Annotated in this window: 24 protein-coding genes; 2 read left to right on the top strand and 22 right to left on the bottom strand. The window is 51.0% G+C overall.

From position 1 onward, the window contains the following. Nucleotides 1-111 precede the first annotated feature (111 nt). A complete protein-coding gene (locus AC0VZ8_RS09070) occupies nt 112-1,485 on the bottom strand; it encodes a class I SAM-dependent rRNA methyltransferase (protein ID WP_475486674.1) in 1,374 nt (457 codons plus the stop codon). Nucleotides 1,486-1,821: 336 nt separating this feature from the next. On the opposite strand from AC0VZ8_RS09070, the gene AC0VZ8_RS09065 reads away from it, so the two are divergent. Beyond that, nucleotides 1,822-2,793 (top strand): Na/Pi cotransporter family protein, encoded by a 972-nt coding sequence (locus AC0VZ8_RS09065; RefSeq protein WP_475486673.1) that lies wholly within the window; start codon nt 1,822-1,824, stop codon nt 2,791-2,793. Here the strand turns inward: AC0VZ8_RS09065 and AC0VZ8_RS09060 are convergent. The 18 genes from AC0VZ8_RS09060 to gpr form a co-directional block, all read right to left on the bottom strand. Next, nucleotides 2,790-3,245, bottom strand: coding sequence for an NUDIX hydrolase (locus AC0VZ8_RS09060; protein WP_113058338.1), 456 nt, complete (start codon nt 3,243-3,245; stop codon nt 2,790-2,792). The two genes, AC0VZ8_RS09065 and AC0VZ8_RS09060, sit on opposite strands and share 4 nt — an antisense overlap. A gap of 86 nt (nt 3,246-3,331) precedes the next feature. Continuing rightward, a complete protein-coding gene (mtaB, locus tag AC0VZ8_RS09055; RefSeq protein WP_194541629.1) occupies nt 3,332-4,675 on the bottom strand; it encodes a tRNA (N(6)-L-threonylcarbamoyladenosine(37)-C(2))-methylthiotransferase MtaB in 1,344 nt (447 codons plus the stop codon). Nucleotides 4,676-4,677: 2 nt separating this feature from the next. Further along, a complete protein-coding gene (locus tag AC0VZ8_RS09050) occupies nt 4,678-5,448 on the bottom strand; it encodes an RsmE family RNA methyltransferase (RefSeq protein ID WP_475486672.1) in 771 nt (256 codons plus the stop codon). A 72-nt stretch (nt 5,449-5,520) separates the two neighbouring features. Then, on the bottom strand, nt 5,521-6,213 hold the full coding sequence (locus tag AC0VZ8_RS09045) for a site-2 protease family protein (RefSeq protein WP_475486671.1): 693 nt from the start codon (nt 6,211-6,213) through the stop codon (nt 5,521-5,523). Nucleotides 6,214-6,215: 2 nt separating this feature from the next. Continuing rightward, nucleotides 6,216-7,193, bottom strand: a complete 978-nt coding sequence (prmA, locus tag AC0VZ8_RS09040) for a 50S ribosomal protein L11 methyltransferase (protein WP_071222922.1) — start codon at nt 7,191-7,193, stop codon at nt 6,216-6,218. A gap of 298 nt (nt 7,194-7,491) precedes the next feature. Beyond that, nucleotides 7,492-7,692 carry a YfhD family protein gene (locus AC0VZ8_RS09035; protein WP_009590798.1) on the bottom strand — a complete coding sequence of 67 codons (201 nt, stop codon included), beginning with the start codon at nt 7,690-7,692 and terminating at the stop codon, nt 7,492-7,494. A gap of 47 nt (nt 7,693-7,739) precedes the next feature. Continuing rightward, entirely contained in the window at nt 7,740-8,111 is a 372-nt protein-coding gene (locus AC0VZ8_RS09030; RefSeq protein ID WP_260064291.1) for a hypothetical protein, read from the bottom strand. Nucleotides 8,112-8,343: 232 nt separating this feature from the next. Continuing rightward, on the bottom strand, nt 8,344-9,462 hold the full coding sequence (dnaJ, locus tag AC0VZ8_RS09025; RefSeq protein ID WP_071222920.1) for a molecular chaperone DnaJ: 1,119 nt from the start codon (nt 9,460-9,462) through the stop codon (nt 8,344-8,346). Between the two features lie 93 nt (nt 9,463-9,555). Next, on the bottom strand, nt 9,556-11,397 hold the full coding sequence (gene dnaK / locus AC0VZ8_RS09020) for a molecular chaperone DnaK (protein WP_071222919.1): 1,842 nt from the start codon (nt 11,395-11,397) through the stop codon (nt 9,556-9,558). Nucleotides 11,398-11,483: 86 nt separating this feature from the next. Next, the gene (gene grpE / locus AC0VZ8_RS09015) at nt 11,484-12,095 is read right to left on the bottom strand and encodes a nucleotide exchange factor GrpE (protein WP_475486670.1); all 612 of its coding nucleotides are present in this window, start codon (nt 12,093-12,095) and stop codon (nt 11,484-11,486) included. A gap of 63 nt (nt 12,096-12,158) precedes the next feature. Then, a complete protein-coding gene (locus AC0VZ8_RS09010) occupies nt 12,159-13,685 on the bottom strand; it encodes a TCP-1/cpn60 chaperonin family protein (RefSeq protein ID WP_475486669.1) in 1,527 nt (508 codons plus the stop codon). Between the two features lie 13 nt (nt 13,686-13,698). Beyond that, nucleotides 13,699-14,733 (bottom strand): heat-inducible transcriptional repressor HrcA, encoded by a 1,035-nt coding sequence (gene hrcA / locus AC0VZ8_RS09005; RefSeq protein WP_071222916.1) that lies wholly within the window; start codon nt 14,731-14,733, stop codon nt 13,699-13,701. 108 nt (nt 14,734-14,841) lie between these two features. Next, entirely contained in the window at nt 14,842-15,303 is a 462-nt protein-coding gene (locus AC0VZ8_RS09000; RefSeq protein WP_071222914.1) for an N-acetyltransferase, read from the bottom strand. 76 nt (nt 15,304-15,379) lie between these two features. Beyond that, nucleotides 15,380-16,546 (bottom strand): radical SAM family heme chaperone HemW, encoded by a 1,167-nt coding sequence (hemW, locus tag AC0VZ8_RS08995; RefSeq protein WP_475486668.1) that lies wholly within the window; start codon nt 16,544-16,546, stop codon nt 15,380-15,382. A gap of 204 nt (nt 16,547-16,750) precedes the next feature. Further along, nucleotides 16,751-18,568, bottom strand: a complete 1,818-nt coding sequence (lepA, locus tag AC0VZ8_RS08990; protein ID WP_071222909.1) for a translation elongation factor 4 — start codon at nt 18,566-18,568, stop codon at nt 16,751-16,753. Nucleotides 18,569-18,656: 88 nt separating this feature from the next. Next, nucleotides 18,657-19,064, bottom strand: coding sequence for a hypothetical protein (locus AC0VZ8_RS08985; RefSeq protein ID WP_475486667.1), 408 nt, complete (start codon nt 19,062-19,064; stop codon nt 18,657-18,659). A gap of 55 nt (nt 19,065-19,119) precedes the next feature. Continuing rightward, nucleotides 19,120-20,493, bottom strand: a complete 1,374-nt coding sequence (locus AC0VZ8_RS08980) for a stage II sporulation protein P (RefSeq protein WP_475486666.1) — start codon at nt 20,491-20,493, stop codon at nt 19,120-19,122. A gap of 164 nt (nt 20,494-20,657) precedes the next feature. Then, the gene (gpr, locus tag AC0VZ8_RS08975; protein WP_260064303.1) at nt 20,658-21,659 is read right to left on the bottom strand and encodes a GPR endopeptidase; all 1,002 of its coding nucleotides are present in this window, start codon (nt 21,657-21,659) and stop codon (nt 20,658-20,660) included. Between the two features lie 162 nt (nt 21,660-21,821). Between gpr and rpsT the strand changes: the two genes are divergently transcribed. Continuing rightward, nucleotides 21,822-22,094 (top strand): 30S ribosomal protein S20, encoded by a 273-nt coding sequence (gene rpsT / locus AC0VZ8_RS08970; RefSeq protein WP_053489175.1) that lies wholly within the window; start codon nt 21,822-21,824, stop codon nt 22,092-22,094. 235 nt (nt 22,095-22,329) lie between these two features. Here rpsT and holA read toward each other — a convergent pair whose 3' ends face one another. The 3 genes from holA to AC0VZ8_RS08955 form a co-directional block, all read right to left on the bottom strand. Beyond that, nucleotides 22,330-23,349 carry a DNA polymerase III subunit delta gene (gene holA / locus AC0VZ8_RS08965; RefSeq protein ID WP_220686066.1) on the bottom strand — a complete coding sequence of 340 codons (1,020 nt, stop codon included), beginning with the start codon at nt 23,347-23,349 and terminating at the stop codon, nt 22,330-22,332. Nucleotides 23,350-23,635: 286 nt separating this feature from the next. Continuing rightward, nucleotides 23,636-24,901, bottom strand: a complete 1,266-nt coding sequence (locus AC0VZ8_RS08960) for an anti-sigma factor family protein (RefSeq protein ID WP_475486665.1) — start codon at nt 24,899-24,901, stop codon at nt 23,636-23,638. Then, nucleotides 24,898-25,446, bottom strand: coding sequence for an RNA polymerase sigma factor (locus AC0VZ8_RS08955; RefSeq protein WP_036644490.1), 549 nt, complete (start codon nt 25,444-25,446; stop codon nt 24,898-24,900). Before AC0VZ8_RS08955 ends, AC0VZ8_RS08960 begins: the two co-directional genes overlap by 4 nt. Nucleotides 25,447-25,524 lie beyond the last annotated feature (78 nt).

Here is a 25,524-nt window from a genome sequence, read left to right as displayed (position 1 = left end):
ACGTTTGGATTTCATTCCCATTCCAAATTATTGCGGGCATACAAAAAAGGACCCTGCCACGTGGTTCACCCACCATGGCAAGATCCTTCGCTTCTACCGTGCTGCTGCACTTTAAAGTTTCGATTTGCTGCGCACTTCAAACACGGCAAATTTTAAATAATGCCCCTCGTCGACCCCGAGAATTTGCGGATGATCCTTGCCAGCCGCACGCCATTCCACGAGTCTCAGAATTTTTCCGGCGTCTTTTGCCGCATCCTGAATGGTCTCCAGGAACAAATCCGGCCGCATATGGTACGAGCAGCTTGCCGTAACCAAATAACCGCCCTCATTCACCAGTTTCATGCCATGAAGATTGATGTCTTTATATCCGCGGCAAGCCCCTTTGACGGCAGACCTGGTTTTGGCAAAAGCTGGTGGGTCCAGAATAACCACATCCCATGAACGTCCGCCTCCTGCGGTCAGCGGTTTGGAGGTATCCACTTTTTGATCCCCTTGCGCACGCAACTCGCGTTCCTCCAGCCCTTTTACCTGATTGCGCAAATATTGGAAGGCATCGTCCACTACAAACTCCACGCGATCCTGGAATCCGTTCAATTCCACATTCTCTTTGGCGCTTTCAATGGCATGCTCCGATATGTCAAGGCAGGTCACTTTCTTGGCGCCATAAAGGCAGGCATGCAACGTGAAACTGCCCGTATGCGAAAAGCATTCCAGCACTGTGGCTCCATCCCAATAAGGAAAAGTAACTTCCTTTCCGCTTTTGTTCACCGGTAAGGTCTTCTTCTCACCGTCTCGTTCCACCGTCTGGAGCGAGATCCCGCTGCGGCTTCCCCAACCGTTCATTAACGGTTTAATGGATGCCCGGTTCTCGCGCTGATCAAAGAAATATCCGGTCTTCTGGCCTTCTTCGATATCGACCTTGATCTTTAGGCCGTTCTCCGTCACCGTGACGTGGCGAGGACATTCCCCGTATAGAATACCCGTGCGCTGCTCCAGCCCTTCCAGTTCCCGGATGGATACGTCGCTTCGTTCATAGATTCCTTTCGGCTGGACCACCTCGACAAGCGCGTTCACGATGTCCTCACGGCAGCGATCCATCCCCAGCGTCAGCAGCTGCATGACCAGTACGTCATCAAACCGGTCCACAATCAGCCCCGGCAGAAAATCCGCCTCGCCATATACCAGCCGGTAGGCGTTCTCATCTCCGATAAACCGTTCCCGGTGTTTCAGGCATTCCTGAAACCTGGCGGCGAAAAAAGCCTTGTCCATCGTCTCAACGGGCTCGTATGAAACGGTGCGTACGGTGATTTGCGATTGCGGGTTGTAATAACCGGAGGCGAGAAAACGGCCTTGATGATTTAATACCGATACGATATCCCCCGGCTTGGGTTCACCTTCAACAGAGGCAATCTCGCTTTTATAAACCCAGGGATGCCCCTGCTCCAGTCTCTTTTTTCGACTGCGCTCCAAAATTACCGATGGCACTGTATTTCACTCCTTAAGTTATCCCTGGCCATTTCCATAGGCATGCATGTCCGCCAAGGGTCATATACGTAATTAAGAAAATAAGTTTTTCGCCGGACTTTCACAGCAGCGGATGCTTCATATCCCCATTTTATTTCACTAAAAATGCGTGTTCAAAAAGGTCGGTTTTCAGCACCGAGAAGGTTGGATGAAGCAAGGGACTGAGGAGCAGAGCGTACGTTTGGTACGTGAGCACCAGAAGGCCCGGCTGAATTCAAAATTCGATGCTGAGTGACTTCCTGATTTACTTCGTGATCAAAAGAGAGCTTTTTGAACAACCTCTAAAAGGAGAACATCATGCTATCCTCACTCTGGTTTCCCATCTGTTATGGTCTTGTCCTGTTCCTGTTCGGCATGAAGGTCATGGAGGTTGCCCTCCACCGCTGGGCCGGTCCGCTGCTGCATAAGTGGCTTCACAAAGCGACATCCACGCCCCTTAAAGGCATGATCGCCAGCACGGCGGTCACGGCTCTGCTGCAAAGCAGTACCGCCGTCACCGTGCTGGCAATCGGTTTCGCCAATGCCGGATTGTTAAGCCTCGCCGGTACCCTGGGCGTTATTCTCGGCACCAACATCGGCACAACGGTAACCACCGAGCTCATCAGCCTCCAGATCGGACAAGCCGCCATGCCGCTGCTTGTCCTCTCGCTAATGCTATGGGTCGGGGCCGTACTCGTCAGCGAACGCGTGCCTCCGAGCTACGACAAGTTAAAAAACAATTTGATCCGCAGCCAGTTTTTATGCCTTGCCGTCGCCGGATTCTCGCTGGTGCTGCTTGCTATACAATTCATGCAATCCATCGGCCCGACCCTTCAAAGCCTCGGTGTGTTCCAATGGTTCCTGGACCACGCTTCGCGGAGCGTCCTCTGGGGCATTGCAGCCGGAACGATATTGACTGCTCTGATGCACAGCAGCGCTGCTGTCATCGCTATGGCTATGGGGCTTGCAGCCAGTGGCGCCCTGCCTCCGGAGATCGGCGTTGCCATCGTTCTGGGCTCGAATGTCGGCACCTGCGCCACAGCGCTTATAGCAGCCATCGGCAGTACCCGAGCAGGGCGATTCGTGGCATGGTCCCATATGGGGCTGAATATCGGCGGAGTCCTGCTCTTTACTCCGTTCATATCGGGCTTAACTGCCGTATCCGGATGGTTAGCGGCGGATCCGGCCGGGCAAATCGCCCATGCGCAAACCTTGTTTAATATCGTATGCTCGCTTATCGCGCTCCCACTGTGCTATCTGCCCTTCTGGAACAAGCGGGCACAGACCTAAAATTTCATATCTTCATCCGCAGGAATGCTAACCTCAAGCAGCGTTAGCGCTTTACGCAGGATGATATCATTGTTATTATATCCGTTGCTGCGCTGCTTCCTCCATGCGGCCAAAGGCTCGAACCAGTCCACCCCGTTGATTTCCTCGATTTGGGGTTTTAAGCTGCCTTTTTCCGCCTTAACCAAATAGTAATGAACTTCCTTGTCCACCTGGCCGAACTCGGGATGATGGTATTTATATGCAATAATGTCCACTGGAGAGGTGATAGATCCGACTATACCTGTCTCCTCGCAAATCTCTCGAAGTGCCGTTTGCTCGACGGTTTCACCGGCTTCCATCTTGCCTTTGGGAAGCGAGGTTTTTCCATAACGGTCCAAAATAAGCTGGATCTGAAGCGCCCCTTCATGATGACGGTATACCACGCCGCCTGCGGAAATCTGTGTATATGTCATGTCCTATTCCTCCTTCATGTACAACAAGGATTCCACTTCCGGTAGCCAGGAAATGAAATCCTTGTCTGGTATGGCCGCTATTGGAATTACTGGGCAGCTGCCTTTAGTCCATGATCCATGACGCTGAGGAGTTCACCCTCGCATTCATTCACACCGGCTTTGGTTACTTTTACGCGACACAGTTTGCCTTCGAGATCAGGCGATCCGTTGAATACAAGCTGCAGGTAATTATCGCTGTACCCCTGCATCTTTCCGCCGTTAGGAGCTCCCTTGTATTCACGCTCCGGTATCACTTCCAGAATCTGACCCACAAAACGTTCAGCATAAGCAAGCTGCAGCTGCTCTGACAAGTCAATCAAATCATGCACACGTGCATTCTTCACTTCCTCGTCCACCTGATCCTCCATCCGTGCCGCCGGCGTGCCGGTACGCTTCGAATATGGGAATACATGCATCTCGGAGAACTGAATTGCCTTCATCAGATCATAACCGTTACGGAACATCTCGTCGGTTTCGCCAGGGAAGCCAACGATAACGTCCGTCGTAATGCCCACATCGGGCATCGCTTGACGAATCAAGCCCATCTTGTTATAGAACTCTTCGGTTGTATATTTACGGCGCATCCGTTTCAGTACCGTATCATCCCCCGCTTGCAGCGGAATATGAAGGTGGCGGCACATTTTACTGGAGCGGTTCAGCACATCCAGCATCTTCTCATCGATCTGGCTTGCTTCGATGGAGCTGATGCGGATCCGTTCCAAACCGTCTACCCGGTCAAGATCCCACAGCAAATCGGACAATCTGTAATCTTCAAGATCATCTCCGTATCCGCCTGTGTGAATACCGGTCAGCACGATTTCCTTATAACCCGCTCCAACCAGCTGATGCGCCTGTTTAATGATGCTCTTCGGATCACGGCTGCGTGACAAACCGCGGGACCAAGGGATAATGCAGAACGTACAGAAGTTGTTGCAGCCGTCCTGGATTTTCAGAAATGCACGAGTGCGTTCCGCGAAATCCGGAACGTCCATTTCCTCAAATACCCGGGTCTTCATAATATTGCGGACAGCATTAATCGGCTGACGCGTCTTTTCAATATCATGGATGAAATCCATGATTTTATCGCGATCCTGGTTCCCGATCACAAGATCCACACCCGGTATATCCAGAATTTCTGCAGGCGAGGTCTGGGCGTAGCAGCCCGTTACAGCCACGATGGCCTCGGGATTGCGGCGAACCGCGCGTCTGATCATCTGACGGCTCTTCTTATCCCCTGTATTGGTAACGTGGCAGGTGTTAATCAAATAAACATCTGCGGTTTGTTCGAAGTCCACCTGGTCGTAGCCTTCATTTTTGAAGTATTGCCAGATGGCCTCGGTATCGTAAAAATTGACTTTGCAACCCAACGTATAAAACGCTACGGATGGCATGTTCAAACGCCCCCCATTTCTCCAGATTCATATAGTGCGCAGGCAAGCGCCGTCATGCCGGCAGTCTCGCAGCGAAGGATCCGTCTGCCAAGTCCAACGGATACGGCGCCTGCATCTTCGGCGGCTCGGCATTCCTCTTCCGTAAAGCCGCCCTCGGGTCCAACGACCAGCAGCAGGCTGGCCTCCTCGGCCGAATTCGACAGCGCCTGCTCTACAAAAGGCTTCAGCACGTCCCTCAGCTGGGAGCCATGCTCTTTTTCATAACAAAAATATACGGCATCATAGCCGGAAAACGCTGCAAGCAGATTTTTCCACGACAAAGGCTGTTCAACAGACGGTATCCGGTTACGATGCGCCTGTTCAGCCGCCTCTTTTGCAATCTTGCGCCAGCGCTCCAGCCGCTTCCCTTCCTTCTTGGCATCGTACTGAACAATCGTTCTGTCCGATAGAAAGGGCACAAAGGACACCGCGCCAATCTCGGTGCACTTTTGGATGACGGTCTCCATCTTATCGCCTTTCGGCAAGCTTTGAGCGATGCTCACTTGCAGACGCGGTTCCTGGGTCATCTCCATGGGTTCAATTACAACGGCAAAGACACCGGCCGCTTCGATGCTTTCAATCTCCACCATGGCTTCGCGTGATGCCCCATCGCTTACAATCAATTTATCACCAAGTCTGCCTCGCATGACCTTGGTAATATGACGGGCGTCATCGCCCGTAATCTCAACACGGTCTCCCTCGAATTGTTCGGGAGTCACAAAATATCGCTGCATCTTTAACCTCACCTAACTCCAAAATCGCCAAACCCCATCATACAACTTTTCGTGCTAACTGACCAGAGTAAATCAGAGCCGGTAACCGCCGGTCATCATAATGAACATGTCCAAAAATTTGGAAGACAGCGCATGTGCCGCATCATACAGGGGCTTGATCGTATAATCCTGGAACACGGGCAACAATATGATCAACAGGAAGAACAGGATCGACCATTGCTCAAACTTCTGAATCCTCGCACTGAGACGCGGAGGCAGCGCATTCTCAAGAACCCTGTAGCCGTCCAGCGGAGGCAATGGAACAAGATTGAACAGACATAGAAAGAAGTTGAGCAATATAAATATATTAAAGAACAAATGCACCGCTTGATCCGTCTTGGTAATTCCCACTGGAGGAATAATCCCAGTTTGGTACAGAACAGCATAAATGAGCGCACCAAGTATACCTAACATAAGATTACTCAGCGGACCCACCGCCGCCACAATAATGCTCATTCGGCGCGGGTTGCTGAAGTTCTCGCGATTGATCGGTACCGGCCGTGCCCAGCCAAAACCTGCAATCAGCAAGAGAATAATCCCCAGAAAATCAAAATGTACCGCCGGATTCAGTGTAACCCTTCCCAGCAGCTTGGCCGTTGGGTCTCCGAATTTATTCGCAAAATAGGCATGCGAGAATTCATGCACGGTAAAGGCAATAATCAAAGCAATCAGATAAAAAGGAAGTTGCTCCAGCGGATAAAATAACAGTTGGTCCAAAAACTCCATAATCAGTTTTTCCTCGCCACGAATGCAACCCAATCATCCTCGCGGCAGATGTCGGCAATTTCGAAACCGGAGGCAATCAGCGCCTTCTCTACGATCTCTTCTTTGTTCTTGTAAATGCCCGAGGCGATATAAGCGCCTCCCGGCTGAAGAGCCTGGTATACATCGTCGACAAACAACAGGATGACCTCAGCCAAAATGTTAGCCACTACAACTTGTACCGGCAGCGTCACGCCCAGATCCGATGGACCGGATTGATTGGTGATTACAGAGAGCAGATCGCTTTCCTTGACCGTAATCCGATCCTCCAAGCCGTTAAGGCGGGTATTCTCCATTGCGCTGGATACAGCAACCGGGTCCAGATCGAGAGCCAGTATCCGTGAAGCTCCCAAATGCGCGGCGCCGATGGAGAGAATGCCAGAACCTGTCCCGACATCTATGACTTCCTCTCCGCCCTTGATCACCATCTCGAGTGTGCGCAAGCATAACGAAGTCGTCGGATGCGTTCCTGTGCCGAATGCCATGCCCGGGTCCAGCTCAATAATCGATTCTTGATCGGATTCCGGCGTGTACTCTTCCCATGTCGGCTTGATTGTCAATCGCTCGGATACGCGGATCGGTTTGAAATACTGCTTCCAGGCCGTTGCCCATTCATTCTCATCGACGGTCTTCATCTCATACCTGACTTCACCTGTATCAATCCCGAATTCCTTCAGTTCATTCACGCGCGGCGTTATCTCATCACGGATCGCTTCCAGGGTCACCGTCTCATCAAAGTACCCTTTGATAACGGCTTGCCCTTCAGGAATATCGTTAAACGGAACGATCTCATCAAACCACTGTCCAAGGGATGTGTCCCGCTTCTTGTTTGTCGTACCGGATTCTTCGATCGAAACGCCTCCGGCTCCCGCCTCATGCAGGAAATTCGTAATCATCTCCACGGCTTCCTCCGTGGTATGTATCGTTAATTCATGCCATAACATGTGCTACTGTTCCTCCTCATTCATACATAGATATTATTGTACTATATTGAGGACCCCGGATACAAAGTTTGTACTAAAATACCATGAGGACTTTACCTACAAATCGGTCAAATGCGGTATAAGTCTATCAGCGTACTTTCTCAGAAGACAGACCTTATATGGCGGAAGTTTTACTTGCTGCATAAGGATGGATATCCTCCGAAGTTTATACTTTCTTATCTCTTCAACAAAAAAGCCCTGCTTACCACCTCCGTAACAAGAAAGGTAAGAGGGCTCTTCCAAACGCTGCAGCCAACAATTAATCTACATTTTTACTGGTTTCATCGAGAATTTTCTTCAATTGGCGTTCATCCGCCGCCTCGCTTCTGCGCAGAGCTTCCACATCATCGTGATCGGCTTCCATGGCCGAAAATTCAACATCCTCCGCCTTAGCGGATTGAAGCGCAATCATTTTCTCGGTTTTGCTTGATATCTTCCCTTTTTTTACGCGTCTCATCATGAATGCCGTTCTCCTTTCCAAAATAAAAGATCAGAGCCGTGCTTACCTTAAATCATGCCGCCGGATTCTTCGATTAACCGCATGGCTTGCGGGAATACGCCTTCGTCCAACACAACCGTCAGCAAAATATCCCGGCCTTCGGTTCCGTCCTCCCCGCCGCTGCTCATCCCGCTGGCGGACGGATCCGCCGCCCCGAGAATTCCGGCTCCCGGCCCCGAAATATCCGCATTTAAGGTCAGCGTCGTTAAGCTTGCAATGTTGCCTGTCAACGGATTCATCGGATCGTTGAGCTCTCCGCCGGGATCGGCGCTAAACCGGTCGATGGACATATCGGCAACGCGCAGCGACTGCAATTTGCGGGCTGCATGCTGGGCTTCTTCCGGGCTTTTAAAATACGCCAAAATATTTTTCTCTGCCACTTCATTTCACCTGCATTTCCTATTCAAGATTGCAACTTCCTAGCTGGAACTTCCCTAGGTTGCTTCATCGTCAAGTGTTTTATTCTTGAGGAATCGGCTGTTTAAGCTGGCAGACCACCTAAAGCTCCCTTCCGTCCCCAGAAAGAAAAAAACAGCAGGCCGAAGGTTGATCACCTTAAGCCTGCTGCTGTTCTTCTAAGTTATGAGGGGGGGTTAACCCCATCAGTTTGTATTAGTCACCGCGGAATGCTTTTTTTACACGGTCAAAGAAAGACTGTTCCTGCTCATGGGTCTGTTCGCCATCAAGGGAAGCAAACTGACGAAGCAGCTCTTTCTGATCATCACTCAGCTTGCTTGGCGTAACGACCACAACCTTGACGTGCTGGTCACCCTGTCCCATGCCGCGAAGCCGAGGCACCCCTTTGCCTTTCAGGCGGAAGAAGGTTCCCGTCTGCGTACCGGCCGGGATCTTCAGCTTCACTCTCTCCGTCAGCGTCGGGATCTCAATCTCGTCGCCAAGCGCAGCCTGAGCAAAGGTAAGCGGCACTTCACAATAAATGTCGTCCCCTTCGCGTTCGAAGAAGTCATGCGGCTTCACGCGGATGACAATATACAAGTCACCGGCCGGGCCGCCGCGGAAACCTCCTTCGCCTTCACCTGTCATGCGAAGCTGAGCTCCGTCGTCCACACCGGCAGGCACGCGAACATGAATCTTGCGCTGCTTCTTCACTTTGCCGTTGCCGTTACAAGTCGAGCAGCGGTCTTTGATGATTTTCCCTGTTCCGTTACAGTTCGAGCAAGCGCGACGGTTTACCATACGTCCAAACGGCGTATTTTGCACGACTTCTTGCTGCCCGCTGCCGTTACACACCGAACATGTATGCGGCTGCGTGCCCGGCTTCGCACCGGAGCCGTGACATGTATCGCATGTCTCTGTTCTCGGAATGGTAATATCCGTTTCCTTACCGAATACCGCTTCCTTGAATTCAACCGTCATCGTATATTGCAGATCGTTCCCCCGCTGAGGCGCATTCGGATCACGGCGACCATTACCGCCAAAGAACATATCGAATATATCTCCAAAACCGCCGAAATCACCGGAGAAACCGCCTCCGCCCATACCTTGGTTCGGATCGATATGACCATACTGGTCATATTGCGCACGCTTCTGACCATCGCTCAATACATCGTAAGCCTCTTTCACTTCCTTGAATTTGGCTTCCGCGTCAGCCGCTTTGTTCACGTCCGGATGATATTGGCGAGCCATTTTGCGGTACGCCTTCTTGATTTCATCGTCCGATGCATCCTTGCCGACACCGAGCACCTCATAATAATCACGCTTATCAGCCACGGTTTCACCCCAATCTCTTTATTACTCTTTTACATAAGGAAAGCCAAAGTGCGAAGATGCGCAGCTTTGACCTTCCCATACAATCTATTCAGATTAACCTTTGTTTTTATCTTCGTCAACAACCTCGTAATCTGCATCTACGACATTGTCTTTCTTAGGAGCGCCGGCGTCAGCACCTTCAGCACCTTGCTGTTCCTGTTGTGCTGCTTGCTCATACAGCTTTACGGACAGCTGCTGAACGATTTGAGTCAACTCCTCTACCGAAGCGTTAATCTCTTCGAGGTTATCGGATTCAAGGGCCTTCTTCACTTTGTCTTTCGCTTCGTTCGCTTTTTCCACTTCGGAAGCATCGACTTTGTCGCCCAGATCCTTGAGTGTTTTCTCGGTCGTGTATACGAGTTGGTCCGCATTGTTGCGAGCTTCTACCAGCTCTTTGCGTTTACGGTCTTCTTCGGCATGAAGCTCAGCGTCCTTCATCATTTGCTCAACTTCAGCATCGCTCAAGCCGCTGGAGGACGTGATCGTGATCTTCTGGCTCTTGCCAGTACCTTTATCCGTCGCCGATACATTTACGATACCGTTCGCATCGATGTCAAAGGTAACTTCGATTTGCGGCACGCCGCGCGGTGCTGGAGGAATGTCTCCAAGCATGAAGCGTCCCAGTGTTTTGTTGCCGGCAGCCATTTCGCGTTCACCTTGCAGCACGTGAATTTCAACGCTCGGCTGATTATCAGCATACGTGGAGAATACTTGGGATTTGCTTGTTGGAATCGTTGTGTTGCGGTCGATCATTTTGGTGAATACGCCGCCTGCGGTTTCGATACCGAGGGACAACGGAGTTACGTCGAGCAACACGACGTCTTTAACGTCACCTGTCAATACGCCGGCTTGAACTGCTGCTCCAAGCGCAACCACTTCGTCAGGGTTTACGCCTTTGTGAGGCTCTTTGCCTGTCAATTTCTTAATCGCTTCCTGTACGGCAGGAATACGAGTGGAACCGCCGACAAGGACGATTTTGTGAATATCGTTAGCGGTCAAACCTGCATCGCTAAGCGCTTGACGAGTCGGGCCAAGCGTACGCTCTACCAGGGTAGCCGACAATTCTTCGAATTTAGCACGAGTCAGGTTGATCTCTAGATGCTGAGGCACGCCGTCAGCAACGGTGATGAACGGCAGCGAAATCGTGGTTGTCAGTACGCCGGACAATTCTTTTTTCGCTTTTTCCGCAGCGTCTTTCAGACGTTGAACAGCAGCTTTGTCTTTGCTGAGATCGATGCCTTGCTCTTTCTTGAATTCGGCTACCAGGTAGTCAATGATCACTTGGTCAAAGTCGTCGCCGCCAAGCTGGTTGTCCCCGCTGGTTGCTTTTACTTCGAAGAAGCCATCGCCCAGTTCAAGAATGGAAACGTCGAATGTACCGCCGCCAAGGTCATATACCAGGATGGTTTGGTCTTCGGATTTCTCCATGCCGTAAGCCAATGCAGCAGCTGTCGGCTCGTTGACGATACGCAGCACTTCAAGACCCGCGATTTTACCGGCATCCTTGGTCGCTTGACGCTGGCTGTCATTAAAGTATGCAGGAACCGTAATAACCGCCTGGGTTACTGGTTGACCCAGATAGGCTTCCGCATCGGATTTCAGCTTCTGCAGAATGATAGCAGAGATTTCTTGCGGCGTGTAGTCTTTGCCGTCGATGGATTCTTTGTGATTTGTACCCATATGACGCTTAATAGAGATAATGGTACGATCCGGGTTGGTGATCGCTTGACGTTTCGCTGTATCCCCAACGATACGCTCGCCGTCTTTCTTAAATCCGACAACGGATGGAGTCGTACGAGCACCCTCCGGATTCGGAATAACTACTGCTTCTCCACCCTCCATTACGGCTACGCAGGAGTTGGTTGTTCCTAAGTCGATACCAATAACTTTGCTCATGTAAAAATTTCCTCCTTATTCATTCACACGAATCCTCGCATGATCTTCATCAATTTTTTATATGATAAACGACTATCGAAAGTCGCTTACATGCTCACTTTAACCATCGCAGGTCTTAATACTTTATCTTTAAGCATATATCCCTTCTGCACTTCCTCAACCACGATGCCTTCCTCGTATTCCTCGCTTTCCACCTGCATGATCGCTTGGTGATACTCCGGATTGAACGGCTCGCCTACACTCTTCATCGCGGTCAAGCCCTCGGTGGCAAGGACCGATTCCAACTGGCGAAAGATCATGCTGACTCCCTTGGAGAAGGATTCAAACTCCGGGTTCTCCTCGGATGCCTGAAGGGCACGCTCAAAATTGTCGATGACGGGCAGAAGCTCCGTAATCAGTTTGGAAGATGCATATTTGCCCAGATCCTCTTTCTCCTTCTGGGTGCGACGACGGAAGTTGTCAAAATCCGCTTGAACTCGCAGGGTACGCTGCTGGTGCTCCAGCACCTCAGCCTGAAGCTTCTCAAGCTCTGCTGAACTTGCTTCATCCGCCGATTCCGTTACAGGAATCTCCAGTTCGGGATTAACGGCTTCCTCTGCAGACCCGCTCTCACCCGTGTTTGGCGTGTTCTCCAAAGTTTCTTCCATCATTTCTTCTGTAACTGTATCTTGAACGGCATCCTTATGCTCTTTATTCAAGACGCCTTCACCTCCTTCATAGTCTAAAACAGTCTATCCGTGATTTGTTCTATACCTTAAGCATTATTCGCCTATTTCTTTCATCTTGATGACGTGATGAATCCGCAGCACGGCTGCTGCCACTTCACCGGCTGCCCGCAGGCCGTGAAGTTTAACCGGTGCCGGATCCAGCACGCCCAGCTCCTCATAATCAACAACCCGGCCACTGTCGCAATCAATACCCATGCAATCAGAGTCTGCACGAATTTGCGCAGCGCGCACTTCTTCCATCTTCTCGAGCGGGTTGTAACCGGCATTGAGAAGTATCTGCGACATCGGCTTGCGCAGAGCCGCCGAAACGGCTTCCATGCCGAAGGCTTCCATGCCTTTCTGAGCCTCCCGGATCCGTTCCAACTCGTAGGACACCGCGAGTTCGCTTGTCCCGCCGCCCGGAAGCACCCCTCCGGAAACCGCAGCCTGAAGTGCCGAGGCCGCATCTCCCGCGATTCTGGCCGCCTCGCCTACGACCTCGGAAGTGCTTGCCCCAACAATGACCGTCACGATACGGTCCTTGTCTTGGCTGCCGCAGGACAGCCGGATTTTCTCGATGCCTTCATCATAAGCGACACGCGGGGTATCACCCAGAAGGACCGCAAGCTCCTTCGAGTCTTTATGTAACGCCTTGCGGCGTATGGGAGTAGCTCCCGTCATATCGCTTACCCGGCGAAGATCCGCACGGGACACGCGCGGCACAACCATCATGCCGTGATCCAGGCAAAACTGCTCCGCATCCGGGTGGATGCCTTTTTCAAGCAGGATGAGTTTTACGGACAGCTCGGACAATCTCTCCAAATCTGAAGCGAACACTTTTCGGAGATCCATATATTGCGCAAATCCGGCTTCGGTTGTGAGCGCCTCTTCATCGATCTCATCCGGCTCCAGAGAATCAAACAGCACCAACACCTTTGCATCGTCATAAGACCTGGACTCGCGGGCGAAGATCGGTCGCTGTCGGAGCAGGACCCCCTCAAACACTTCATTCTCGGCATTCTCCAGGGCAATTATACTGTCTGCGAGCGAGTAGGAAGGATCCTGAAGACGGGTGATTCCGGCTTTCCGTGCAGCTTGCATAATCAGCTCCACGATGTCCTTCCGTTCACGCCCCGCAACGTACACCGTCCGTTCCAGCAGCGGATCATCCAATCCGTCGATCAGCCGAACCCGCTTGGTTAAAAGCTCCATCGACTTCTCGATTCCTTGACGCAGCCCCTCCACCACCTTGGATGCAGGCACTCCGCGGGTGATGCGGGAAACCCCTTCCTGCACAAGTGCGCCTGCAAGCACGGTAGCCGTTGTGGTTCCGTCGCCGATTTTCTCCTGCTGCGCTCTTGCCACCTGAATGAGAAGGCGGGCAGCCGGGTGGGTGACATCCATTTTATCCAGAATCGTTACCCCGTCATTGGTAATGACCACTTCGCCGCGGGGACCTACCAGCATCACGTCGAGCCCCTTCGGACCAAGCGTGCCTTCTACAGCGGACGTGACGGCCCGGACGGCATTACTGTTGTTTAATAGCGTAGAATAACGTTCATCTCCGTCCACTTGGCTCATCTGTCTCACTCCTTTATTTGTACCAGTGTGACAGCAGCTTCGTCAGATCATGGGATAACACATTCAAGATGCCGATCACCCGTGCATATTCCATTCTAGTAGGACCGAGAATACCAATCGAACCGAGCGCTTTTCCATCTATTGAATAAGTCGCAGTAATCAAACTGCAATTGGAAATCGCTTCATGCGTATTTTCCGTACCGATCTTCACTTGGACACCATGCTCACCGGGAGCAGGAGCCATGAGTTTCAACAGTGCGGGTGTCTGTTCCAGAAGCTCGAAAATCTCCCTTACCTTATCCACATCCTTGAACTCCGGCTGATTCAGCATGTGGGTCGTTCCGCTAAGATATACGCCGCGATGGTCCGGTTCATTGTTAAGGGCGATATCCAACATACTCATGAGGTCTTCATAATGTGAAATATGCCGCTGCATTTCCTCGCCAATCTCCGTATACAAACGGGTCTTGAGTTTATATAGAGGCACGTTGACCAGCTTCTTGTTCAGAAGATTGACCACTTGCTCCAGATCGGAAACGGACACACCCTGCGGAATCGAAACAATCTTGTTCTCGACTTGCCCTGTGCTGGTTACGATGATGGCTACCGCTTGATCCTCATGGAGAGGAAGAAGCTGGAAATGACGCAAAGACGTATGAAAAACTTCCGGTCCCAGCAGGATGGAAGTGTAATTAGTCATCTGAGACAGAATGCCAGCTGTATGCTGTATCATCTGCTCCATCACGTTCAGCTTTTCTGCAAAAAAGGATTTCATCATATGCAGTTCCGCAGGGTTCAAGGAAAACGACGAGGTGAGATGATCAACATAATAACGATATCCTTTATGTGACGGAATTCGTCCAGCTGATGTATGAGGCTGCTCCAGAAATCCGAGTTCCTCCAGATCAGCCATCTCGTTACGAATGGTTGCCGGACTGTACCCGACATCCCCACGTTTGGAAATGCTTCTTGAACCAACCGGCTCGGCAGAACGGATATAGTCATCCACAATGGCATTCAAAATCATGCGTTGACGATCTGTTAACATGTCGCTCCCCTCCTTGCTGACTGCTTAATTTCACTTTCGTTAGCACTCATCGCCATCGAGTGCTAACCGATATAACAAAAATACCAAACCGACCTGAGGATTGTCAAGTCAGTTCAGTACTTTAAGAACAGCTATTTCGTCACAGGCATGCTGCTTCTTGCAGTGAATGCAGTCGGTCCACACTTTCTCCGGGAAAATCTCCTTTTCCACGACGGCAAAGCCGTTTTTGATGAAAAAGGATACCTCGTACGTCAAGGCCATCACTTTCGGAAGCTCGCGCCGTTTCGCTTCTTCCAGAAGGGAATCCACCAGCATGGAGCCGATTCCTTGCCCTTTATAACCATCGGAGATGCCGAGTGAACGAATCTCTACAAGGTCATTTCCCAGCTGGCATAAGGAACCGCAGCCGATCACGTTTCCTTCGGATTCGGCCACCACGAATTCCTCGATTTGTTTCTCCAACACTTTTTTGGACCGGGGCAGCATAATGCCCTTTTCCGCATAACCCTGAATCATCTGATACAGCGGCTCAACATCTTCTAACTTCGCCTTTCTGCATACCGCCGACATTGTTGTCCGTCTCCCCTTTACACGCTCCGTCATGTTATGAATAAATATACAACAGAGCGCATATAAGTTCAATAGATTAATTTGTTGACAAGCTGCCTATAAATTCGGCAAACACATCGTTGCCGAACAGAATGCCTTTACTGCTCAGTTTATATCCGTCATCCGTGGAATCTAGAAGTCCCGCACCTATCATTTTATTCAGCGGGCCGGCGAATACCTCTTCCATAGAAATACCGAATTGTTGCCGGAACCGGCTGCGCGAAACGCCATCCAGGACTCGGAGCCCGACCATGAGGAAATCCTCCATCGCTTCTTCTCTTGATACCTCAAAGCTCTCCAATCGGGGAAGTCCTTGATTCGCTGTTTCATTATATGGGTTGACGCCTTTAATGTTTACATGGCGCTGACGACCGATGTATCCGTGCGCTCCCGCGCCCAAGCCATAATAATCCTCGTTGCGCCAATACGTCATATTATGCCGGCTCTCAAAGCCGGGTTTGGCAAAATTACTGATCTCATACTGTTTATATCCGGCAGCCTGCATCCGCTCCATTAATAGAAGATACATATTCAGCTCGTCCTCCTCATCCGGAAGCGGCAGCTGGTTTCGCTGGTACATCGTATGGAACAGCGTGTTTTCTTCAACCTTCAGGCTGTAGATTGAATAATGCGGGAGTCCAAGCTCCAGCGCCTTATCCACGCTTTCCGTAAGCATGTCCAAGGTTTGGTTCGGGAGCCCGAACATCAAATCGATGGACATATTATCAAAGCCTGCTCTTCTGGCATTCTCGAGACTGCGATATACATCATCCGTATCATGAATCCGGCCGATGCCGGTCAGCAAGCTGTTCTGGAAGGCCTGCACCCCGAAGCTGATGCGGTTCACGCCGCCTTCGCGCATGACGGACAGCTTCTCCAAATCCGTGGTGCCGGGATTGGCTTCCATCGAAAATTCAATGTCATCGGACCATTCCGGAAAATGGCGCTTCACGCTCTGCAAGAAGTATTCCATTTCATCCGGCTTCAGCACCGTTGGAGTCCCGCCGCCTACAAATATGCTTTTGATTCGTCCAGGCGGGTTGGCATGAACAGTCAGCTCCATTTCCTTATCCAGCGCGCGCAGATAATCCATTACCGGCTGGTCCTTCAACACGTAGGAATTGAAGTCGCAGTAAAAACATTTATTGGTACAAAACGGAATGTGGATGTACACCGCTTCCGTCCGTTGATCGTTTGCCGTCATTCTTTTCTTGCCCCCTCATGTACACCTCTGGCATGACTTACTTTAAGTAACTTCTCGAAAGTTCCTTCTCTACTATAACGCTATGCCTCTTGGAATGAAAGAAAGGAAAGCCGAGAATCGGCTTTCCCATCATTTACTTCATAAGACTATATACGCAGGACAGCCTACCCTGTTAACTCTTGGGCTGGCATTCCTATGCAAAATTTACTTGTCGTCGATTTTCAGTACCGCCATGAAGGCTTCCTGCGGCACTTCAACGCTGCCGACTTGCTTCATCCGTTTCTTACCTTCCTTCTGCTTCTCAAGGAGTTTCCGTTTACGGGAGATGTCACCGCCGTAACACTTGGCAAGAACGTTTTTGCGCATCGCTTTAACCGTTTCACGGGCAACAACCTTGGTACCGACAGAAGCTTGAATCGGCACTTCGAACATTTGACGAGGAATCAGCTCGCGCAGCTTCTCGCAAATCGCCCGTCCGCGGTGATAAGCACGGTCCTTGTGCACGATAAAGGACAAGGCATCCACCTGCTCGGCATTGAGCAAAATGTCCATTTTGACCAGATTGGATCGACGGTACCCGGACAGCTCGTAATCGAATGAAGCATATCCTTTGGTGCTCGATTTCAACTGGTCGAAGAAATCATACACGATTTCCGACAGCGGTATTTCATAGGTAATGGTAACGCGCGTTGTGTCCAGGTATTCCATGTTTACGAATTCGCCGCGTTTATTCTGGCAGAGTTCCATGATCGCTCCGACATAATCGTTCGGAACGATAATGCCTGCTTTAACATAAGGCTCTTCGACATAATCGACCTTGCCCACCTCAGGATAATGAGACGGGTTATCGATCTGGATTTGCTCTCCGTTCGTCAGCGTAATGCGGTAAATAACGCTCGGCGCAGTCGTAATCAGCGGTATGTTAAACTCTCGTTCAATCCGCTCCTGGATGACATCCATGTGCAGCAGGCCAAGGAATCCGCAACGGAAACCGAATCCGAGTGCGCTGGATGTCTCCGGCTCAAAGCTGAGTGATGCATCATTAAGCTGCAGCTTCTCGAGCGCCTCGCGCAGATCATTGTAGTCTGACGTTTCGATTGGATACAGTCCGCAGAATACCATCGGGTTGATTTTGCGGTAACCCGGAAGCGGCTTGGCCGTCGGACGCTTGGCATCCGTTACCGTATCACCGACCTGCGTATCGCCAACGCTCTTAATACCAGCCACGATGAAACCGACATCGCCGACGTTAAGCTCGTCCACGATGGACATGCGCGGCTTAAACGCCCCCACCTCAATGACCTCGAAGGTTTTGCCGGTAGCCATCATTTTGATCTTGGAGCCGGCTTTAATGCTTCCGTCAATTACGCGCACATATACGATAACGCCTTTGTAAGGATCATAATGGGAGTCGAAAATCAGCGCTTTCAGCGGTTCTTCCGAATCGCCGGTTGGCGCAGGAACTTTCTGAACCACCTGCTCCAGAATTTCCTTGATTCCGATGCCGGCCTTGGCAGAAGCTAATACGGCATCGCTGGCATCCAGACCGATGACATCCTCAACTTCCTGCTTCACCCGCTCAGGATCGGCGCTTGGCAAGTCAATCTTGTTAATGACAGGCAGAATTTCAAGATTGTTATCCAGTGCCAGATATACGTTGGCCAATGTCTGCGCTTCAATTCCCTGTGCAGCATCAACTACGAGCAGCGCGCCTTCACAAGCAGCCAGGCTTCGGGATACCTCATACGTAAAGTCGACGTGCCCTGGAGTATCAATCAGGTTCAATATATACTCCTCGCCGTCATCGGATTTGTAATTCAGGCGAACCGCTTGCAGCTTGATGGTAATCCCGCGTTCTCTCTCCAGATCCATCTGATCCAGTACTTGCTCTTGCATTTCACGCGAAGTTAATGCGCCCGTAAATTCCAATATACGGTCAGCAAGCGTCGATTTCCCATGGTCTATATGTGCAATGATACAGAAATTACGAATTTTTTGTTGTCTTGCTTGTACGTCTGTCATGCCTAACCCCCAACAACCACCAGATGTTTGAATCAACTTATTATACCAGTTGAGGGGATGCACAGCAATGCTGAGAATAAAGGTGAATTTATTCCGTGATCGATCCGAACATCGATACGACCCAGCGTATGCTTTTGTCAGACAGCTGCTGGAGCAGTCCTGCCGTCTTATCGGCCAGCACATCGGCAGGCGGTTGCGAACGCTCGGGAAGCAGGATGTCGCTGGGCGTCGGCTCATATTCGGGCAGGGTCTTACGAGCATCTTCTTCTAGAACAGCGGACTCTGATACGGGAGGGTTCTTGCGCGTCCCTCCCCATCCATTCCCTTGAGCAGCCCCGCCTTGCGGATCCTGCGCATGGTTTTGCTGCACAGTTTGCACGGCTCCGGTACCGTCTGCCGGTACTGGCGCTTTTGCCCCGCCAAGCTGCATGCCGACCAATATGCCGATGCCTGTCCATATGATAAGAGCCACCAACCGTTTTCCCATTCTTGACATCACTGAGTCCCTCCCCGATTTACCCGTTCACACTTGTCGACTTACCGCCGAGCCGTTAGCCTGCTTTGGCTGCTTGATCCTCTGTTCCTTTGTTGCTTCCGCCCTTGGTTCCCGCGGAAACGGACTGCTTCTTCGTTTGATCGTTGTCTTTTTTCACGCTGGCTTTCTCCGCCTCTTGCTCCTGCCAGTACACATCTGCAATGATGTCCGCCAACGCTTCAGCCGTCCGCTGCAATTCTTCCTTCGTATTATCGATGCCGCCGATTTCGATCAGGATACTGTTTGGCGACAGGGATTGATTATATTCCCCGTTCCCTTGATCCGCTGATTTGCCCCACACGCCCCGAGACACCCCGGGATAGGATTTTTCCAGCTTGGCATTGATTTTGCTTGCAAACGCCTCGTTCTGTCTCCAGTTCTCGTTCGCATGACCGATGATGAAGTAAACCTTGGCGTAGTTAACGCCGTTTACGGTTGCCGTCGTTTTGTTATAACGCTGAGAATCCCGATGGATATCGATCAGGTAATTAATGCCGTCGTTCTGGGACATGGCCTCCATGACCATCTGGCGCGAGTATTTATAAGAAAAGTTATAATTGTATCCTTCAATGGTAGATTGATAGTCACTTTTATCATGCAGGGTGCCAATTCCGTTGGCCTCAAGTCTTTTACTCAGAAAGCTGCCCACCAGCATGACGTTCTTGCTTGGGGATACAGCCCCCGGATTATCGGATGGATGCGTGAGCAGCGGGTTATATGCTTCCTGTGGGTGCGAATGATAGATGAGTACAGCTTTCTTTCCATTCGTAGACTTTCCGTCCTTGGAGGTGCTTCCAGGGTCATTCTTACTGCCAGGCTCGTCCTCCGTGCCCTGATCCGGGACATCCTCGCCATTATCTTCATTGCCGATCCCCCGACCGCCTTGGGGCGGCTCTTCCCCGGCATCAGCAGGGTCGCCTTCCGCCTGCTCCTCTGCGGGATCCGGCCGGTAATCCGCCGGTGCTTCCCCTTCCTCGTTCCCGGAGCCATGTGACAGCTGTACCGGTTGATTTGCCTTCATGCCGGGCAATTCGCCCGCAAGCAGGCTTTTCGGGTCCCTCGGGTTCACGCTCGTAAGCAGTTCAAAAACGAAGGTCGACATTTTCTCGCCGGAGAAGCTTGAGGTCTCTTTGGAAGCCGTCATATGCGGCATCTCCATGCCGATCATATCGATGAAAAAATGGCTGGATAACGAAGCGGCCAATCCTTTCATTGACGACACGGGCGAGGAATTCATCCGCTGTTCCGCCATCCCTCCAAGCCCTAGTAAAATAAAAAATATAAGAGAGCCTAGCATCAGTATAATGAGCGTTCGACCCATGCTCAGACCTTCCATGACCTTCCGTTTCAGTCTGGCAATATTCCAGATGCGAAACTTGCGATTGTTCATAACGATGTCCTCCTCGGTTCGCCGGGACCTATCCGGCCATCATTCCGCCGTTCCCGCGACTCTGTAATCTCTTATATTTCAAATCTATGAACCGGGGAGAATCGATAGAACTAGATCCATGAAAAATATAAAAGCTCCGATAGATTCGGAGCTTTTATACCGGGTTAGTGCGTGTACGCACCTACATTGCCGGGATCCACAGCCTCATGCAGCGCTGCGTTCAGGCCGGTTGCGACGATATTAGCGATGTCCTCTATAAATTCGTCAATCTCCTTGGGCGTTACGATAAGGTCATGGCCCAGCGGCTCCAGCACCTCCTTCACCAGCGCGAGGCGCTCACCTTCGGGTATATCATGGAGCATGCCCATAATTTTGCCCGTCTCCGGCGCACCTTCACCAAAATGGGACTTCATGAGCTCAATTGCATTATTAACGATGGTGGAAGCATAGCAGACGGTTGGAACGCCAATTGCAATGCAGGGAACTCCAAGAATCTCCTGTGTCAATCCCTTGCGTTTATTGCCGACACCAGAGCCGGGGTGGATCCCGATATCCGCAATCTGGATGGTCGTATTCACCCGCTCCAGCGAACGCGAAGCCAAAGCATCAATGGCGATGATCAGGTCCGGACGGATTTGTTCCACGATCCCTTGAACCGTTTCGCTGGATTCAATCCCTGTCAGACCGAGCACGCCTGGTGCTACGGCACTAACCTGACGATAACCTGGCGCCACCCGATCCGGCATAAGCTCGAAATACTGACGGGTTACCATCACATTCTCCACCACAAGCGGTCCCAGCGAATCCGGCGTCACATTCCAGTTGCCAAGGCCGACAATGAGCACGCTTGCCTTGGGTCCGATCCCGATCCGGGACATGAATGCCTCGAACTCACGGGCGAAGACAACGGACACCTGATCTTGAAGCTCCGTATCCCCCTTGCGAAGATCGGGCACCTCCAGCGTGACGTAATGGCCCTTCACTCTGCCGATTTGCGTAGAGGCTGCTTCGTTCTCCACGTCCAGCCTTGTAATCTTGATTCCGTCCTCCTGCACCACATCCTCCAACACACCAGGAATGGGCGCACTGCCTTTTCCTCCCGCCAGTTCTCTTGATTCCACCGCCAGGTCCGTTCGGACCGAATATTTTTGCAGATCCAGATCCATCTAAATTCACACTCCTCCTCATATTGCTAGTAGTGTGCGAGAGTACGGGAGAGATTATGCAGAAGTCCGAATGAGTATTGCTTTTTGTCCACCCCCATGCTAAAATATTTTAAGTTGTGAATCATTTCGCTCTATTGAAATGCCTTACAGGAGGTGAATGTAATGCCAAACATCAAATCCGCGATTAAACGTGTAAAGACAAGTGACAAACGCCACGCGCTTAACATTTCTCAAAAATCCGCGCTTCGCACAGCTGTTAAAACTGCTGACGTAGCGTTGAACGGTACAGAAATCGAAGCTGCTAAAGTTGCTTTCCAAGCTGCTTCCAAGAAGCTTGATAAAGCCGTTACGAAGGGCCTGATCCATAAGAACGCAGCTGCCCGCAAAAAGTCCCGTCTGGCGAAAAGACTGAACGCTCTTACGTCCCAAGCGTAAGTAACGTTTGTTGAATACGACATGGAAAAAGCCCTGAACAGTTCACGCTGCTCAGGGCTTTTTGTGGTACATTGATCGACGTGCTCTTCTCGGTAGACAAACCGCTTTATAGCGGACGTTTTTCTTGCGGGGTCAGGCAGGCGACCCTCTGTTGTCCATGCTTTCTGATTTCTAAAGAAAAAGAGCGTATGACTGCTCCTGCAGCCGTACGCTCTTAACTTGTTGCGGATGGTCTTTACGCACCAAGCCGCAGCAAAAACAATTCAATGCCCAGCACCTTATCCACGGCCCCGGTCTTCATCTGGTAATCCAGATTCGCCAGATGGTTCAGTATGCCTTCAAGGCGAGCTGTCTCAAACTTTCGGGCTTGCTCGCCCGCAATCTTCACCGCATAGGGATGCAATCCGATCTGGGAAGCAATTTGCTGCTGTGAGTAGCTCTGGGTGGATAAAGTCTTCACCTGCAGAATAATCCGGAACTGCCTGGTAATCAGCGCAGCAATCTTGATCGGCTCCTCGCGCTGCTTCAGCAGTTCGTAATAAATTCCGAGCGCCTTGTCCAATCGAAGATTCGCAATATCCTCTACAAGCGCAAATACATTCTGTTCCGTACTGCGCGCCACCAGCATATCCACGGTTGCGACATCAATCACACCGCCAGCGCCAGCATATAAGCACAGCTTTTCGATCTCACCTGATAATGCCTGAAGGCTGGTTCCCGCATTTCGCACGATCGCTTCCGCCGCACCTTCCCGCAACGTGCAGTCGCTTTTCTTTACCTGCTTGTCCACCCAGCGAAGCAAATCCTCCCCGCCCAAAGGCATGAAGGACAAAGCAACCCCCGATTTCTTGACTGCCTTGACTACCTTCTTCCGTTCATCCAGCTTTTCTTGTCCAACCATAAAGACAATCACACTATAATCAGCAGGATTGGTCAAATAGTCCAGCAAAGCCTCTGGACGATGATCCACTTTCCCGTTATCTTTTGCTGCGGTAAAAAAAGCCGTATCCCTGACCATGATCAGTTTTTTTTGAACCATAAAAGGAACCGTCTCCGCTTCTTCAATAACGGTTTGAATCGGAACTTCCCCTAAATCCATATGAACGAGGGCAAAATCACGGTCTTCTTTCGGGATCAGCTGGGCTTCCAGAAATTCGGCGAATTCCTTCATTTGAAATTTCTCGCTGCCATACAACAAATAGACGGCAGACACCTCTCCCTGCTTAACCGCCTTGGCCGCCGCTTTGGCATCCATCGGCGTCCCCCCTTTCTACTCTGTACACTATACCAAAAAAGAGTGCCTGAATGCGAGATGACAAGCATAAAAATGCAATCGTCCACACGAAAACAAAGAGACCTCGGCTTTTGGCAGCGGCAAGGTCCCTTCGTCCCAACACATCTATATAAACGCCGGCAAGTATGCTCTAGAAACACCTCGCCGCCGGTCATACGACGGTAGTTGGTATCATGCTCTCTCTAATATATAGTGTATTCATATCTCCCGGCATTGGTGCACCAATTGTATATATCTCTGAACATTTCTATGATTTAGGCTGCTTCTGCCCCGTAGATGCCGGTGGCTGGGACTTCTCAATGGAATAGACGGATTCAACCAATTCCTTATGGGTCTGCACCTTATATTTGAACGTTAAGCCGTCCTCGGACCATTGACCGGATACCCAGCTTCCGCCGAGCGGAATCTTCTCAACCGTTTCAACCGCATCCGGCGAAGTTTGGCTTCCCGATGGCAGACGATAGATAATCAGATGATCAGCCTCCAGCGAGGCTCGGTAGAGACCATCCGGGGACGACCACTGTTCCGGCACCATCGCCAGTCCTTGGTACGATCCGGATGACCTGTCGGATGATTCGGCGCTTCCCGTGACCGCATCACCGGCAGGATCGCTAATTGGAGGCAGCATCTCAGACGTGGTATCCGGTTCCGTAGGTGACGTCTGGACATCCATGGTTTCAGAACTCTGCTCAGGTTCTTTCGCCGGAGGGTCAGACGGACTTCCGGTATCGGTTTTTGGCACCTCATTGTTGCTCGTTGCAGGTTGGTCTGGCGCTTGGGGTTCCCCAACATCTTTCATCTGAACCGGTTTATCGGGTGCTGTAACATCTTTATTGGTGCCATTAGCCGCATCCGATGGCTGCTGTGTTGCCTTCGTATCATTCTGGGCAGGGTCGGAATTGGCTTCCGGTGACGATTCCGATGGCGAACTCCGCAGGCTTGCGGATGAATCGTTCCCATCATTCGATTCGCCTCCCGTCTCCGTGCCGCCTTCGGCGGCAAACGGCTGAGCCATTTCCTGATTCTGCGTGGCAGCCGATTCGTCATTCGTCCCGGCACTGGTCGTGCTAGCCTCTTCGTATGGAAGCTCCGCATCGGATAACATCTTCGGTTCATTATTAAAGATCGCTACGCCGAGAATAAGTACAGCCGCGGCGGCCCCGATAGCAGTTCTGCCGCCAATCGTGCTCCACCAGCTGCCCGCACGTCGCGGACGCCGCATTTCCGGCATCATTTCGGCTGGCTCCTGGCTTTTCAGTGCTGGAGGTACGACAAGGTTCTGGCGATCACGGTCAATGGCATCCAGTCTAGGCATGATAGCGTCTACCAGACTGACAGGCGGGGTTACGGCCGGAAGATCCTCAAGCTCTCTGTTCAATGATTTCAATATATTAAAGGTCTCCGCACACATGGGGCACACGGCAATATGCTGATACATTTGGGCCGTCTCCTCCGAAGTGAGATCCCGGTCCAAATACCGGTGCATACGTTCCACCACCTCTTGGCAATTCATCCTGATACACCACCTTTCTGATGCTCTTGGAGCATATTCTGCAGCTGCTGCCTGGCCCTGAACAAATAGGATTTCACCGTATTGAGCGGGAGGTTCAGACAATCAGCAATTTCGTTGTAGGATAGATCCTGCAAATACCTTAAGACAATGACCGTACGATGATGGTCCGGCAGTTGATTAATGGCTTCCTGAATATCCTGAGCCAGATATCCCGACATCACTTCCCGTTCTACATCGAGATTATCCCGAAACACCAGATCATGTTCATCGATGGAAACCGTCGGCTTTGTCCTGCGGAATTTATCAATGCATATGTTGGTGACAATCCGTTGGACCCAAGTTTTGAACTGAGCCTTCTCCTCGTAGGAGTTAATCTTCGTATATACACGTATAAGTGCTTCCTGGGCTGCATCCATTGCATCCTGTTCATTGTTTAAAATGTAATAAGCAGTTCGGTAAACATGTTGCTCAATTTCTCGCAATAGGGTGATTAGAGCGTCGCGATCGCCCGATTGAGCGGCTCTTATGAGTCCCTGCTCCACCACAGTGGATCCCCCTCTCCCTGCATACATACAGACGGATAAAATTAAAAAATGTTGCAGTATGTAACCTATTATTTTTTT

The sequence above is a fragment of the Paenibacillus sp. QJM3NY_38 genome, assembly GCF_056173265.1.
Note: the sequence above shows the minus strand (reverse complement) of the source record. Positions and strands in the feature narration are given on the sequence as shown.

Coding starts and splice junctions, on each gene's coding strand:
- AC0VZ8_RS09065 (WP_475486673.1), top strand. CDS start 1,822: ATGCTATCCTCACTCTGGTTTCCCATCTGTTATGGTCTTGTCCTGTTC.
- AC0VZ8_RS09060 (WP_113058338.1), bottom strand. CDS start 3,245: ATGACATATACACAGATTTCCGCAGGCGGCGTGGTATACCGTCATCAT.
- mtaB (WP_194541629.1), bottom strand. CDS start 4,675: ATGCCATCCGTAGCGTTTTATACGTTGGGTTGCAAAGTCAATTTTTAC.
- AC0VZ8_RS09050 (WP_475486672.1), bottom strand. CDS start 5,448: ATGCAGCGATATTTTGTGACTCCCGAACAATTCGAGGGAGACCGTGTT.
- AC0VZ8_RS09045 (WP_475486671.1), bottom strand. CDS start 6,213: ATGGAGTTTTTGGACCAACTGTTATTTTATCCGCTGGAGCAACTTCCT.
- prmA (WP_071222922.1), bottom strand. CDS start 7,193: ATGTTATGGCATGAATTAACGATACATACCACGGAGGAAGCCGTGGAG.
- AC0VZ8_RS09035 (WP_009590798.1), bottom strand. CDS start 7,692: ATGATGAGACGCGTAAAAAAAGGGAAGATATCAAGCAAAACCGAGAAA.
- dnaK (WP_071222919.1), bottom strand. CDS start 11,397: ATGAGCAAAGTTATTGGTATCGACTTAGGAACAACCAACTCCTGCGTA.
- AC0VZ8_RS09010 (WP_475486669.1), bottom strand. CDS start 13,685: ATGAGCCAAGTGGACGGAGATGAACGTTATTCTACGCTATTAAACAAC.
- hrcA (WP_071222916.1), bottom strand. CDS start 14,733: ATGTTAACAGATCGTCAACGCATGATTTTGAATGCCATTGTGGATGAC.
- AC0VZ8_RS09000 (WP_071222914.1), bottom strand. CDS start 15,303: ATGTCGGCGGTATGCAGAAAGGCGAAGTTAGAAGATGTTGAGCCGCTG.
- hemW (WP_475486668.1), bottom strand. CDS start 16,546: ATGACGGCAAACGATCAACGGACGGAAGCGGTGTACATCCACATTCCG.
- lepA (WP_071222909.1), bottom strand. CDS start 18,568: ATGACAGACGTACAAGCAAGACAACAAAAAATTCGTAATTTCTGTATC.
- AC0VZ8_RS08985 (WP_475486667.1), bottom strand. CDS start 19,064: ATGTCAAGAATGGGAAAACGGTTGGTGGCTCTTATCATATGGACAGGC.
- AC0VZ8_RS08980 (WP_475486666.1), bottom strand. CDS start 20,493: ATGAACAATCGCAAGTTTCGCATCTGGAATATTGCCAGACTGAAACGG.
- gpr (WP_260064303.1), bottom strand. CDS start 21,659: ATGGATCTGGATCTGCAAAAATATTCGGTCCGAACGGACCTGGCGGTG.
- rpsT (WP_053489175.1), top strand. CDS start 21,822: ATGCCAAACATCAAATCCGCGATTAAACGTGTAAAGACAAGTGACAAA.
- holA (WP_220686066.1), bottom strand. CDS start 23,349: ATGGATGCCAAAGCGGCGGCCAAGGCGGTTAAGCAGGGAGAGGTGTCT.
- AC0VZ8_RS08960 (WP_475486665.1), bottom strand. CDS start 24,901: ATGAATTGCCAAGAGGTGGTGGAACGTATGCACCGGTATTTGGACCGG.